Consider the following 14,344-nt stretch of genomic DNA (forward strand, 5'->3'; position numbering starts at 1 on the left):
TGCTGCGGAGGTTCGTAACATCTCATCTCGTTCAGCTTGACGCTCAGACCGGATCGGCCTGGCGGAGCGAAGACGTTAGGGCAGGCGCCCCGGTCTTCTCATCATTCGCAACCAGACCACTTGTCTTGAGCAATGACGTGAACCGGCCACCGCGCATGCTGAGCTCATCGAAGGTGCCCTTCTCGATGATCCGGCCATTGTCCATGAAGAGGACAAGGTCGGCATCGCGGACGGTCGAGAGACGGTGGGCGATGATGAAGGTCGTTCTGTCCTTGCGCAGAGCGTCGACAGCTTCCTTCACCCGCGCTTCCGTTTCCACATCGAGCGCACTGGTAGCCTCATCCAGAACGAGGATCGGCGCGTTCTTCAACACGGCGCGTGCGATGGCGATACGCTGGCGCTCCCCACCTGAGAGACGGTTACCGCGCTCACCGACCTGCGTCATGTAACCGTTCAGGCGGCTGTCGATGAAGTCGGTTGCTGCGGCAGCAGCTGCTGCCTGAGCGATTTCATCGTCTGTTGCCGTATCGCGGCCAAGGCGGATATTGTCACGAATTGTGCGGTTGAGAAGACCGGCATCCTGGAAGACGGTGGCAATCGAGTTACGCAGCGACTGGCGTGTCACCGTCGAAATATCGATGCCATCAACGAGGATCTGGCCGGAATTCGGATCGTAGACGCGCTGCAGAAGATTGATCAGCGTTGTCTTGCCGGCACCTGTGGGGCCGACGATAGCAACCGTCTGGCCGGCCTTTGCCGTGAACGAAACGTCGTGGACGCCCTGCTTGGTCTTGGCGAAGCCGAAATTCACCTCGCGGAATTCCACGGTACCTTCGACATGGCCGAGTTCCTTGGCAGAGCTTGGCTCTTCACGATCCTGAACCGAATCTTCCAGCTTGAAGAAATCCACGAGCTTGGCGCGGGCCTCGAAAATCTGCGTCGCGAAGGCGCGGATCTGGTCCAGACGACCGATCAGAAGATTGGCGAAGCCGATGAAGGCAATGACGTCACCGACCTTCAGCTCTCCGTTTTTCACGAGGATCGAACCGATGACGAGAATGATCAGCATCGAGAGCGAAGAGGCCGTGCGGTTGAGCGCGCTGGCGAAAGCCCACCAGTCGAGAACCGGGTACTGAGCGCTCAGCAGGCGGTCGGTGAAGGACTTCAAGGCCTTGGTTTCCGCTTCGATCCGGTTGTAGCTGTGCAGCACCGAAACGTTGCTGATCGAATCGCTCACGTGAGCAAATACGGTGTGATAATGCTCTTCGACGGAGGCCTGGCCTTCCTTGGTGCGGTTCATCACCCACTTGCCGATGAACCAGTAGAAAATGCCAAGCGTGATCAGCACGAGGCTGAGGCGCAGGTCCATCGAGATCGCTGTTGGAATGAGGAATGCCAGCGCAACGAAGGTCGCCAGGTGCGTGCGCATGAATTCGAGCCACAGGCCGAAAAGCGTCTCACTGGCGCGCAGCAGCGTGTGCAGCGCATTGGATGTGCCGCGCAGATGGTGCCAGGACAAGGGCATCGAAATGATGCGCCCGAAGGCTTCGGTCAGAAGCGATGCGCGGCGGCCATGCGCCAGGCGGTCCGCCTCACGCGCAACGGCGACATAGGCCACCGTATTGAACAGGGCAAACGCTCCCCAGATGATGAGGATATTCGTCGGTATAGAGCCGGAAGAAAGACCGTCGATGATGCGGCCGAACAGTACCGGCTCTGCAATCGTTATCGCAGCAAGAATGACGTTGGCGATAACGACGATGGTCACGCGCCACTTGTGAGTGGACAGATAGCGCATCGCGCGCATGTAAACCTGAAACAGTGTCAATTCTCAAATCCCGTCTTCATGCCAGTCCAGCGCTTTTGAGCGCGATATCTCTGCGCATGGCGCAGAAGCGATTGCGGGTTATGCAAGCTGTTGTTTTATCGCTTTTTCTACATGAATGGGCGCTTAACGGCGGGCAATTTGGCGCTCTAGCACGAAAAAAATGGATTTTCTGGAATTTGGATTGAGTGAAAACGTGAAAACATTATATTTCGCGGAATGGTTTTAATTAATAATAACCTTATCGGGCGAAAGCTGAGCGCGGCGGGGTCCGAGCAACATGATGTTCCGGGAGGGGTCTACTCCTCAAATACGTCCATGTTGTCTCATAATCTACCGGGATCCACTTTTTGATGCAGAATGTCCTTGAGTTCCTGTCGACAAGCGACGAAGCGACAAGCAGGGACCGTTTTCTTGTCTCCTTCCAGAACCTCACCAGCCATTACGGTTTCGAGTATTATCGCGTGGCTCGTCGCAGCGTCGATGACCTGACCATGACCGGCAGCATCCTTGCCGAGCGCTTGCCGGAGGGATGGTCCGCAGTCTATCACGCCAAGAAATACGGCAATGTCGATCCGGTCAAAAAGACCCTCGGCCTCTTGCAAAAGCCGTTCCGCTGGCGCGATGTGGTCAATCTGCTGCCGCAGGCGACGCATCGCAAACGCGCATCCAAGATGTTTCAGGATGCCGCCCGCTATGGTTTGCGTGAAGGCTATGCATTCCCGATCCATGGTCGCAGTGGTCTGCTGGGGGGAGTCTTCATCGGCGGGCAGGGCTGCTATTTCAACACGTCGGAGCTTTCCATTCTCGATGCCGCCATGCGCGCCGCCTTCTGGCGTCTGGTCGATTTTTCCGGCCATTCGGATGAGCTGTTGACCGTTCCCGATCTGTCCGTCGCGCAATTGACGCGGCGCGAACTGGATGTGCTGGCGCTTCTGGCGCAGGGCAATACATCGCCGGAAATCGGCAAGGCACTTTCCATATCCAGCCACACTGTCGATTGGTATATCAATGGCATCCAGCGCAAGTTCGACGCGAAAAACCGTCAGCACGTCATAGCACTTGCTTTCCGGTCTGGACTCATCGCCTGAAACGTTGTCGTTTCGGCGGCGTAACGCCAAGCTGAAAAACGCCCTTTCCAAGCCGGATATTTGCTGCTTAATTCCGCATTGCAGCAAATGTTGCTTTAGTCTGGTTTGGGAGGCCGTCTTGAAAATATCGAAAATACTCGTTGCCAATCGTTCGGAGATCGCGATCCGAGTGTTCCGTGCCGCCAACGAGCTCGGTATAAAAACGGTCGCTATCTGGGCGGAAGAGGACAAGCTTTCGCTGCACCGTTTCAAGGCGGATGAGAGCTATCAGGTTGGTCGCGGGCCGCATCTGGCGAAAGACATGGGTCCGATTGAGAGCTATCTTTCGATCGAGGAAGTGATCCGTGTCGCAAAGCTTTCTGGCGCTGACGCAATTCACCCCGGCTACGGCCTGCTGTCTGAGAGCCCGGAATTCGTGGATGCCTGCGATGCCGCGGGCATTACCTTCATCGGCCCACGCCCGGCAACGATGCGCCAGCTCGGCAACAAGGTTGCCGCGCGTAATCTGGCCATTTCGGTCGGCGTTCCTGTCGTGCCTGCGACGGAGCCGCTGCCGGAGGATATGGCCGAGGTCGAGCGTATGGCCGAGGAAATCGGCTATCCGGTGATGCTGAAAGCGTCCTGGGGCGGTGGCGGTCGCGGCATGCGCGCCATCCGTAAAAAGGAAGATCTTGCGCGTGAAGTGACCGAAGCCAAGCGCGAAGCCAAGGCCGCATTCGGCAAAGATGAAGTCTATCTGGAAAAGCTGGTGGAGCGTGCCCGCCACGTGGAAAGCCAGATTCTCGGCGATACGCATGGCAACGTCGTGCATCTCTTCGAGCGCGATTGCTCCATTCAGCGCCGAAACCAGAAGGTGGTCGAGCGTGCGCCTGCGCCCTATCTTTCCGAGGCGCAGCGGCAGGAACTGGCCAATTACTCTCTGAAGATCGCAGCCGCGACGAATTATATCGGTGCGGGCACTGTCGAATATCTGATGGATGCCGATACCCAGAAATTCTACTTCATCGAAGTCAATCCGCGCATTCAGGTCGAGCATACGGTCACCGAAGTCGTCACCGGCATCGATATCGTCAAGGCGCAGATTCATATTCTCGAGGGCGCTGCGATCGGCACGCCCGAATCCGGCGTGCCCGAGCAGAAGGATATCCGCCTGAACGGCCATGCGCTCCAGTGCCGTATCACCACGGAAGATCCTGAGCACAATTTCATTCCCGACTATGGTCGCATCACCGCCTATCGCTCCGCTGCCGGTTTCGGCATTCGTCTGGATGGCGGCACGGCCTATACCGGGGCGGTGATCACGCGCTACTACGATCCGCTTCTCGTCAAGGTCACGGCATCCGGCGGCACGCCGCAAGAGGCAATCAGCCGTATGGATCGTGCGTTGCGCGAGTTCCGTATTCGCGGCGTGGCCACCAACCTCACCTTCCTTGAGGCGATCATCGGCCATGCCAGTTTCCGTGACAATTCCTACACGACGCGCTTCATCGATTCGACGCCGGAACTGTTCGCGCAGGTCAAGCGTCAGGACCGCGCCACCAAGCTTCTGACCTATCTCGCGGATGTGACCGTCAATGGCCACCCGGAGACCAAGGGCCGTGCCACGCCGTCCGCCAAGGCGGTGAAGCCGATCATTCCTTATATCGACGCACCAACGCCTGACGGAACCAAGCAGCTGCTGGACAGGCTCGGGCCCAAGGGCTTTGCCGAGTGGATGCGTAATGAAAAGCGCGTGCTGGTAACCGACACAACGATGCGTGACGGCCATCAATCGCTTCTGGCGACCCGTGTGCGCACGCATGACATTGCCCGCGTGGCCAGCGTCTATGCGAAGGCCTTGCCACAACTGCTCTCGCTCGAATGCTGGGGTGGCGCGACCTTCGACGTGTCCATGCGCTTCCTGACAGAAGACCCTTGGGAGCGCCTGTCGCTGATCCGCGAGGGTGCGCCGAACCTGCTGCTACAAATGCTGCTGCGCGGCGCAAACGGTGTCGGCTACAAGAATTATCCGGATAATGTCGTCAAATATTTCGTCCGCCAGGCGGCGAGGGGCGGCGTGGACCTTTTCCGCGTCTTCGACTGCCTGAACTGGGTGGAGAATATGCGCGTGTCGATGGATGCCATCGCGGAAGAGAACAAGCTCTGCGAAGCGACCATCTGCTATACGGGCGATCTGCTCAATTCCGCGCGCCCGAAATACGACCTCAAATACTACACCAACCTTGCTGCCGAACTGGAAAAGGCAGGCGCGCATATCATAGCCGTCAAGGACATGGCGGGCCTTTTGAAGCCAGCGGCTGCCAAGGTTCTGTTCAAGGCGCTGCGTGAAGCTACGAGCCTGCCGATCCATTTCCACACGCATGATACGTCGGGCATTTCTGCTGCGACGGTACTGGCTGCTGTCGATGCCGGTGTGGATGCCGTCGATGCTGCCATGGATGCTTTCTCCGGTAATACGTCGCAGCCATGCCTTGGCTCCATCGTGGAAGCGCTGGCCGGTTCGGAGCGGGACACAGGGCTGGATACGGAATGGATTCGCCGCATCTCCTTCTATTGGGAAGCTGTGCGCAACCAGTATGTCGCCTTCGAAAGCGATCTGAAGGGCCCGGCGTCGGAAGTCTATCTGCACGAAATGCCCGGCGGCCAGTTCACAAACCTCAAGGAACAGGCCCGCTCGCTCGGTCTGGAAAGCCGCTGGCATGAGGTGGCGCAGGCCTATGCCGATGCGAACCAGATGTTCGGCGATATCGTTAAGGTCACGCCGTCCTCCAAGGTCGTCGGTGACATGGCGCTGATGATGGTCAGCCAGGATCTGACGGTGGCGGATGTCGAGAACCCGGACAAGGAAGTGTCCTTCCCGGAATCCGTCGTCTCCATGCTTAAGGGTGATCTCGGTCAATCGCCGGGCGGCTGGCCGGAGGCGTTGCAGAAAAAGGCGCTGAAGGGTGAGCAGCCCTACACGGTGCGGCCCGGCTCGCTGCTGGCCGATGCCGATCTCGATGCGGAGCGCAAGACCATCGAAACCAAGCTGGAACGACCGGTCGATGATTTCGAGTTCGCGTCCTACCTGATGTACCCGAAGGTCTTTACGGATTTCGCGCTTGCCTCCGAAACTTACGGCCCGGTTTCGGTACTACCGACTCACGCCTATTTCTACGGCATGGAAGATGGTGAGGAATTGTTTGCCGATATCGAGCGCGGCAAGACGCTCGTCATCGTCAATCAGGCCTCGTCCGGTACGGATGAAAAGGGGATGGTGACCGTCTTCTTCGAGATCAACGGTCAGCCGCGCCGCATCAAGGTGCCGGATCGTGCCCATGGCGCAACCGGCTCTGCCGTTCGCCGTAAGGCGGAACCGGGCAATGCAGCCCATGTCGGCGCGCCGATGCCGGGTGTCATCTCCCGTGTCTTCGCCAATGCGGGCCAAGAGGTGAAGGCGGGCGACGTTCTTGTTTCCATCGAAGCGATGAAAATGGAAACGGCGCTGCACGCTGAACGCGACGGCAAGATCGCCGAGATTCTCGTTCGTCCGAGCGATCAGATCGACGCCAAGGATTTGCTCGTCACCTACGCCGAGTAACGCGCAGTCACAAAGCTTGATGAAATGCCCGCCACCCGGCGGGCATTTCTGCTTGTACAATCGTGCATGACCCGGTACGCATGTTTATGCACGATTCATCCTGTTGATGCCGAATGTCCAAAACAGATCATTTTGTCAGCGAGCGTCAGGCGCTCATCTATGCCGAGCTTCAAGCCAAGGGCCGCGTTCTTGCGCAGGAGCTGGCGCAGAGTTTCGATGTCTCCGAAGACACCGTCCGTCGCGATCTCCGGGAGATGGCGGCGCGGGGCGAATGCGAGCGTGTCTATGGTGGTGCCCTGCTTTCGAGCGGCAAGACCGTTCCGCTGAAGAACCGAATGAATGAAATGCAGGAGCGCAAGGATAGTCTTGGGCTTGCTGCCGCCTCGCTGCTGCAGGATGGAATGACGGCCTTCATCGATGCCGGTTCGACCAATCTTGCCGTGGCAAGACATTTGGCAATAGGCATGAGGCTGACCGTGATTACCAATACGCCGGTCATCGCCGCGGAGTTGATGGGGCGTTCCGGCATCGAACTGATCACAATCGGCGGCAGAATAGACCCGGCTGTCGGTGCGGCAATCGATACCACAGCCATCCGTCAACTGGAGCAGATGCGTCCCGATCTCTGCATCGTCGGCGTTTGCGGGCTGACTTTGGAGCGCGGTCTGGCTGCCGATATTTACGAGGATGCCGTTTTCAAGCGGCTTGCCTGCCAAGCCAGCGCCAAGGTTCTGGCCGCCATTACCAGCGGGAAACTTGGAACGGCCGCTGCCTTCCACGTCGCACCGCTCGATCCGTCATTGACGCTTGTTCTGGAGCCGGGTGCGGATGCCGATTTCGTTCTTGGGCTCGAAGAAAAAGACCTCGACATCCATTTTGCGGGACACCCAGCCCGCTCATCATCCCATCCGCATTCATTGAAGGACCAGTCCCGATGACCGGCTCTGCCACGCAGACAACCACCTCCACCCGCATGCCCTATATGACGAGAACGCGTCTCGGCGTTTCTCTTCTCTTCCTCATGAATGGCTTCATGATGGGGTCCTGGGCGCCGATGATTCCCGAATTTGCCAAGCGGCTGTCGCTGAGTGAGAGCGCGCTCGGCCTCGTCATCCTCGTCTTCGGCCTCGGCTCGCTGGCCTGCATGCCGATTGCCGGTTCGCAGATCGCCCGCTTCGGTTCGCGCACGGTTACGCTCACCGTTGCCTTCATCTTCGTGCCGACACTCCTTCTCATCACTCTGTCGAATACGATCTGGGCGGGCGTCATCACCGTGTTTCTCTTTGGCGGCCTGACGGGCGCGATGGATGTGGGGATGAATGCCAACGCCGTTGCCGTGGAGCGCAGCATGCGCCGGGCCATCATGTCCTCCTGCCATGCATTCTGGAGCCTTGGCGGCCTTCTCGGCGCGGGTCTCGGCGGTCTTCTCATCACCAAGGCTGGCATATACGGTCACGCAATCGCGCTCACAATTATTGCCGCTATCCTGCTCGCTGTGGCATGGCCACGCGTCATGGTAGACCGTCCGCACCCGGAAGAGGAGCGCCCAAAGGGTGGTCTTCCCATGACGCCGCTGCCGTGGATCATTGGCATCATTGCACTATTCTCCATGATTCCAGAAGGCGCTATTCTCGATTGGGGCGCGCTTTATCTCCGCAACGAACTCGGTGCCTCGGTCGCATTCTCAGGCTTCGGCTTCGCCGCCTTCTCGATGACCATGGCCATCATGCGTTTTGCCGGCGATCTGGTGCGTGACCGGTTCGGCGCCGTTCGCACCCTGCAATTCTGCTCGGCCATGTCGATCCTCGGCCTTTTGATTGCAGGTCTCGCCGGAAATGCCTTCATCGCCATCGCGGGCTTTGCGATTGCGGGCATCGGTATCTCCAACATGGTGCCGATTGCCTTTTCCGCGGCTGGTAATATGCCGGGTCTCGCACCCGGTATCGGCCTCTCGGTCGTCACCACCATGGGTTATTCCGGCATTCTCGTTGCGCCGTCGGCCATCGGCTTCATTGCCGAACATACGGGTCTTGCCAGTGTCTTCATCGGCCTTCCACTGCTGCACATCGTGGTTTTTTCGCTCGCCAAGCTCGCGCGCCATGCCGATGGGGCAAGCGGCCACTGACGTACACCTTTATCTTTAACATGGCGGAGTCTCGAATTTCGCCATGATTGCGGTAAAGTAGGAGTTGATTGCTTCGATTGTTGACAAGGCGCGCGCCTTGTTCCACCTGAATGATCAAGTTTTACCGTTATTCGCAGAGAAGAATATGACGTCACACGCCGATTACGATCCCAAGCCACGCCGCGCTTCCGTCGCTGTCGATGTGGGCGGTGTTATCGTGGGCGGCGGTGCGCCGGTCGTGGTGCAGTCCATGACCAACACGGACACTGCCGATATCGACGGAACGGTGCAGCAGGTCGCGGCATTGTTCCGTGCCGGATCGGAAATGGTCCGCATCACGGTAGATCGCGATGAGAGCGCGGCAGCTGTTCCGAAAATCCGTGAGCGCCTGCTGCGGATCGGCATGGATGTGCCGCTGATCGGGGATTTCCACTATATCGGCCACAAGCTTCTGGCGGATCACCCCGCTTGCGCTGAAGCTCTGGCGAAATATCGCATCAACCCGGGCAATGTCGGTTTCAAGGACAAAAAGGACAAGCAGTTCGGTGATATCATCGAAATGGCGATCCGTTACGACAAGCCGGTGCGCATCGGTGTCAATTGGGGTTCGCTCGATCAGGAACTTCTGACCACGCTGATGGACAAGAACAAGGAAGAGGGTTTTCCGCTCTCCGCCCGTCAGGTCACGCGTGAGGCCATTGTTCAGTCCGCATTGATTTCCGCCGAGCTTGCCGAGGATATCGGCCTGCCGCGCAACCGCATCATCCTGTCCGCCAAGGTCAGTCAGGTGCAGGATCTGATTGCGGTGTATTCGATGCTATCGGAGCGGTCGAACCACGCGCTGCATCTGGGCCTGACCGAAGCTGGCATGGGCTCGAAGGGCATCGTCGCATCGTCGGCGGCCATGGGTTATGTGTTGCAGCACGGCATTGGTGACACGATCCGCGTCTCGCTGACGCCGGAGCCGAATGGTGACCGTACCCGCGAAGTGCAGGTGGCGCAGGAATTGCTGCAGGTTATGGGCTTTCGACAGTTCATTCCGGTGGTTGCGGCCTGTCCCGGATGCGGACGCACCACGTCTACCGTGTTTCAGGAACTGGCGCAGAACATTCAGAACGACATTCGCAAAAACATGCCGGTCTGGCGTGAGAAATATCCGGGTGTCGAAGCGCTGAATGTTGCGGTCATGGGCTGCATCGTCAATGGCCCCGGTGAGAGCAAGCATGCCGATATCGGCATTTCGCTGCCGGGCACCGGCGAAACGCCCGCCGCTCCCGTCTTCATCGACGGTGAGAAGGCGTTGACGTTGCGCGGTCCTGATATCGCCAAGGATTTCGAGGCGCTCGTTATCGACTACATCGAAAAACGTTTCGGTCAAAAGGATGCGGCGGAGTGAGTATCGACCGCGAAAATGCCGGAATTCATCTGTCTTACCTCCTGAAACTCTGAGGAGCACTGGAATTCATGATCAAGAAGTTTGCTGTTCTCGCGCTTGCCGCAACCTACCTCTCTGCCTGCACCACCACCGACCCCTATACCGGTGAGCAGAAGACATCCAATATGGCAGGCGGTGCCGGTCTCGGCGCTCTCGCTGGTGCTGTTGGCGGCCTTGCCATCGGCGGCGGCAACAAGGGCCGTAACGCGCTGATCGGCGCCGGCATCGGCGCTCTCGCCGGTGGCGCCATCGGCGGCTATATGGACAATCAGGAAGCCGAACTTCGCCAGCAGTTGCAGAATACGGGCGTTTCCGTGACCCGCCGTGGCGACAGCATCGTTCTCAACATGCCGTCCAACGTCACCTTCGCAACGGATCAGGATCAGGTGATCCCGCCGTTCTACCCAACGCTGAACTCGGTCGCAATCGTGCTGAACAAGTTCAACAAGACCTATATCGACATCAACGGCCACACGGATTCCACCGGCAGCCTTGCGCATAACCAGGCCCTCTCCGAGCGCCGCGCCGCATCGGTCGCCAATTACCTAGGCGAACGCGGCGGTGTCGATCAGCGCCGCATCTCCACCATGGGCTTCGGCCCATCGCAGCCGATTGCCTCCAACGCAACAGCAGACGGCCGCGCACAGAACCGCCGCGTCGAAGTGCTGATTTCGCCGCTTACGCAGAACGGTTGATGATTAACAGAGCGCTGTTGGGCTTGACCTGACAGCGTTCTCAACCTTGGCAGCGTTGCTTGTCTAGGTCGGCGACCTCTTGCGCCGAAGCGTTGAGATTATTGGTAACGAGACGCAGGGTTTTGCTGGTCTTCAATTGCACGGTCACGATGCTCGCCGGTTCCTAGGCGAAGCCGACACCGCATCGACTGGTATTCGACCATCAGCCGAAGTCATAATAAGCCGGATCGTAGGATCCGGGATAATCTCTATCTGTCGGGCAGACAGAGCCGAAAACAGGGTCACCACCGATTGACATTGATATCGGCAAGCGTGGCGCCAACATCGCGCGCGCCGACTTGATAAAGGCTGTGCCTTTTGGCTCGGAAGGGGCTTCGACCTCGCGCAGGCTCGCGGCTACGGCTAGCTAGCCAAAGATAGCGAAAGAAACTGCCCTGAGTACCGAACCGCCGTATGCGGTGGTCTGCCTTATGCCCATCCACAGGCTTTTCGAAAACAGATGACGGAATATCCCTGTTCCAGTGGTGATCGCTATTCTGATGGCGCATGACGCGGCTTTTTAGCGCGCCTTGATAACCAAAACAAAAAAGGCGGCCCGAAGACCGCCTTTCTGGAATTCCTAAAAGGAAAATCTTATTCAGCTGCACCTTCAGCAGCCTTTGCTGCTGCGGCTTCTTCAGCTGCCTTGGCTTCAGCGGCTTCTGCTGCTGCCTTTTCGGCGGCCAGAGCCTGTGCTGCTGCAACCTTTTCAGCTTCGATGCGAGCCTTTTCCTCGGCAGCGGCCTGGCGCTCTGCATCGTTGAGCTTGCGAGCGCGAACGCCGGTGTCTTCAACGATACGTGCGGACTTACCGCGACGGTCGCGCAGGTAGTAGAGCTTCGCGCGGCGAACCTTACCACGGCGAACGATCTCAACGCCTTCAACCAGCGGAGAGTAAACCGGGAATACGCGCTCTACGCCTTCGCCGTAGGAGATCTTGCGAACGGTGAAGTTTTCGTTGAGACCGCCACCCGAACGGGCAATGACAACGCCTTCATAGGCCTGAACGCGGGTACGGTTACCTTCGGTAACGCGAACGTTGACGCGAACCGTGTCGCCCGGGGAAAATTCAGGAAGCTTGCGCTTGGCTTCGATCTTGGCGGCCTGTTCGGCTTCCAGCTGTGCGATAATATTGGTCATGTTAACCTCTGATTTCTTCTGAAACAGCCAGAGCGCTCAACGATCATTCCTTGGGTCAATGCCTTGGAATTATGCCTTGCGGCAGGAGCGGTTCACCGTTCTTTGCTTTCGGTCTATGGGGCAAACCCCAATTCCACGCGGGGGCATACAGCAAGAAGCCGCCTTTGTCATCCCTTTCGTGACAATAATTTGTCAGCCAGAGCATTTCCGCTTTTCTCCGAAACGCGAAAAAGCTCCAGCTCTTTGCTTGACGCATTGTCCGGACGCAAAACCGCTTCGCACTTTTGCTGGAAATGCTCTGGCACCCGATTGCCGGGAATCTTGGGACCGGATATGCAAATGGACAACTCGGGAGGGGTCATGTCCATCGCTATCATTCTGCTTCTCTTTACGAGCGGCTTCCTGTCCGGTGCCGTCAACGCGATTGCAGGCGGAGGCACCTTCCTCACCTTTGGCGCCATGACGGTTGCGGGTATCGCACCGATCTCGGCCAACGCAACCTCATCCATCGTCCAATTTCCGGGCTATGTCACATCCGTCATCGCTTATTGGCCGGAAATTCGAGCGCACTGGAAGGGCGCAATCCTCCTCTCGATATTATCGATCCTCGGCTCGACAGCGGGAGCGCTGCTACTGCTTTCGCTCGACAACCCCTCCTTCCGCCAGATGGTGCCGTGGCTCCTGCTGGCCGCAACAGCCCTCTTCGCTGCGGGACCATGGCTGCGCCCTCGCACAGCCGGAGAACACCCCACCAGCAATGCCGCAAGCCTCATCGGCCAGTTCTTCACCTCCATCTATGGCGGATTTTTTGGTGCGGGCATGGGCATCATGATGCTGGCTGTGCTGGGCCTCACCGCAGGCGGCACCTATCATCACCTCAACGCGCTGAAAAACCTGCTGGCCGTCGTCATCGCAGCAGTGGCCATTGTTGTCTTCGTCGGTGGTGGTGTGGTCGCATGGCATGCGGCACTGATCATGATTCCCGCATCAGCACTCGGTGGCTATAGCGGGGTTTATGTGGCCCGACGTGTTCCGCAATGGATCGTCCGCGCACTGGTGATCACGGTCGGCCTGCTACTGACGGGCTATTATTTCTTCACAGGCTGAAGGTCCGCCAGCAAATCCGGGCGGCGTTCTTTCGTGAGTGCCAGCGCCTGCTCGTGCCGCCATTTCTCTATCAGCTTATGATTGCCGGAAGTCAGAACGGCAGGAATCTCGCGCTCTTCCCAAATTTGCGGGCGGGTATAATGCGGATGCTCCAAGAGCCCGCCCTCGAAACTTTCATGCGCGCCCGAGAGATCGTTGCCCATCACGCCGGGAATGATGCGGACCACGGCATCGAGCAGCGTCAGAGCTGCAGGCTCTCCACCTGAGAGAATATAATCGCCGATGCAAACCTCTTCGAGACCGCGCGCATCGATCACCCGCTGGTCTACACCTTCGAAACGTCCACAGACGATGATCACGCCTTCGCCAGTTGCAAGTTCGCGCACGCGTTCCTGTGTCAGCGGTTTGCCGCGCGGGCTCATCAGCAGCCGGGGGCGCGTATCGCCCTCGGAAACAGCATCGATTGCCGCCGCCAGCACATCGGGCTTCAGCACCATACCAGCGCCGCCACCCGCAGGCGTATCGTCCACGCTGCGATGCTTGTCGGTGGCGAAGTCGCGGATTTGCACCGGCTCCATGCTCCACTGGCCGCGCTCCAGCGCTTTGCCTGCGAGGGAATAGGACAAATGGCCCGGAAACATTTCCGGGTAGAGCGTCAGCACGGTTGCCTTGAAGCTCATCGGCTTATTTCTTGCTCTTGCCGAAGATCGGATGATCGGGATCATCCTTGCCATCTTCCGGGTTATCGATCAGCCCAGCAGCAAAGGGGTCGATCAAAATCTTGCCGCCTTCCAGATCGATTTCCAGCACGGCTGCCTCGGTGAAAGGTATAAGCGCCGGGCGACGGCCCGCACCCTTCAGTTCCAGCAGATCACCTGCGCCGAAATCATAGACGGCACTGACGGCGCCATAGCTCTTGCCATCGGCATCGACCACGTCGAGACCTTCGAGATCGGTGTAAAAGAACTCATCCTCGTCCAGATCGTCATCGGGCAGATTATCGCGATCGATGAAAAGTTCGAGACCATTCAGTGCCTCGGCAGCGTTGCGGTCGTTGACGCCGCGGAAACGCACGATGACGACGGTCTTTGCTTCGCGGATTTCCAGAATTTCAAACACGCGGCCATCGGCAGCGACCAGATTGCCGTAATCGCCGAGCGCCGTCGGATCGTCCGTATAGGAACTGACCCGCACTTCGCCGCGCAAACCTTGCGCTGCGCCAATCTTGGCCATGAGAATCGGGTTTTCCAGCTTTGCCATCGGACCGTCCGTTATTGCGTGTTCCGCTTTTGCTTTTAAGCCCAACC

At 58.4% G+C, this 14,344-nt stretch carries 11 protein-coding genes; 7 read left to right on the plus strand and 4 right to left on the minus strand.

The window, feature by feature from the left end; all coding sequences use genetic code 11:
* Positions 1-43: 43 nt before the first annotated feature.
* Entirely contained in the window at positions 44-1,828 is a 1,785-nt protein-coding gene (locus tag CFBP5473_RS01755) for a glucan ABC transporter ATP-binding protein/ permease (protein WP_027673593.1), read from the minus strand.
* Positions 1,829-2,178: 350 nt separating this feature from the next.
* On the opposite strand from CFBP5473_RS01755, the gene CFBP5473_RS01760 reads away from it, so the two are divergent.
* From CFBP5473_RS01760 to CFBP5473_RS01785, 6 genes are all read left to right on the plus strand, one after another.
* Positions 2,179-2,916, plus strand: a complete 738-nt coding sequence (locus tag CFBP5473_RS01760; protein ID WP_027673594.1) for a helix-turn-helix transcriptional regulator — start codon at positions 2,179-2,181, stop codon at positions 2,914-2,916.
* Positions 2,917-3,034: 118 nt separating this feature from the next.
* Complete coding sequence (gene pyc / locus CFBP5473_RS01765; RefSeq protein ID WP_027673595.1) at positions 3,035-6,496, plus strand: pyruvate carboxylase; 3,462 nt, start codon at positions 3,035-3,037, stop codon at positions 6,494-6,496.
* Between the two features lie 113 nt (positions 6,497-6,609).
* Positions 6,610-7,434, plus strand: coding sequence for a DeoR/GlpR family DNA-binding transcription regulator (locus CFBP5473_RS01770; protein ID WP_051441132.1), 825 nt, complete (start codon positions 6,610-6,612; stop codon positions 7,432-7,434).
* Complete coding sequence (locus CFBP5473_RS01775; RefSeq protein WP_027673596.1) at positions 7,431-8,621, plus strand: MFS transporter; 1,191 nt, start codon at positions 7,431-7,433, stop codon at positions 8,619-8,621. The genes CFBP5473_RS01770 and CFBP5473_RS01775 overlap by 4 nt, the downstream gene beginning before the upstream one ends.
* A gap of 145 nt (positions 8,622-8,766) precedes the next feature.
* Positions 8,767-10,017 (plus strand): flavodoxin-dependent (E)-4-hydroxy-3-methylbut-2-enyl-diphosphate synthase, encoded by a 1,251-nt coding sequence (gene ispG, locus CFBP5473_RS01780; RefSeq protein ID WP_027673597.1) that lies wholly within the window; start codon positions 8,767-8,769, stop codon positions 10,015-10,017.
* Positions 10,018-10,085: 68 nt separating this feature from the next.
* Entirely contained in the window at positions 10,086-10,751 is a 666-nt protein-coding gene (locus CFBP5473_RS01785; protein ID WP_027673598.1) for a YiaD family glycine zipper/OmpA-like lipoprotein, read from the plus strand.
* A gap of 633 nt (positions 10,752-11,384) precedes the next feature.
* On the opposite strand, the gene rplS is transcribed toward CFBP5473_RS01785, so the two are convergent.
* Entirely contained in the window at positions 11,385-11,930 is a 546-nt protein-coding gene (gene rplS / locus CFBP5473_RS01790) for a 50S ribosomal protein L19 (RefSeq protein WP_027673599.1), read from the minus strand.
* Between the two features lie 360 nt (positions 11,931-12,290).
* On the opposite strand from rplS, the gene CFBP5473_RS01800 reads away from it, so the two are divergent.
* Positions 12,291-13,037, plus strand: coding sequence for a sulfite exporter TauE/SafE family protein (locus CFBP5473_RS01800; protein ID WP_027673600.1), 747 nt, complete (start codon positions 12,291-12,293; stop codon positions 13,035-13,037).
* Here CFBP5473_RS01800 and trmD read toward each other — a convergent pair.
* Together trmD and rimM are read right to left on the minus strand one after the other, a co-directional pair.
* Positions 13,019-13,717, minus strand: coding sequence for a tRNA (guanosine(37)-N1)-methyltransferase TrmD (trmD, locus tag CFBP5473_RS01805; protein ID WP_027673601.1), 699 nt, complete (start codon positions 13,715-13,717; stop codon positions 13,019-13,021). The genes CFBP5473_RS01800 and trmD overlap by 19 nt on opposite strands.
* Positions 13,718-13,721: 4 nt before the next feature.
* Positions 13,722-14,297 (minus strand): ribosome maturation factor RimM, encoded by a 576-nt coding sequence (rimM, locus tag CFBP5473_RS01810; RefSeq protein WP_027673602.1) that lies wholly within the window; start codon positions 14,295-14,297, stop codon positions 13,722-13,724.
* Positions 14,298-14,344: the final 47 nt, after the last annotated feature.

The organism is Agrobacterium larrymoorei (assembly GCF_005145045.1).
Lineage (GTDB): Bacteria > Pseudomonadota > Alphaproteobacteria > Rhizobiales > Rhizobiaceae > Agrobacterium > Agrobacterium larrymoorei.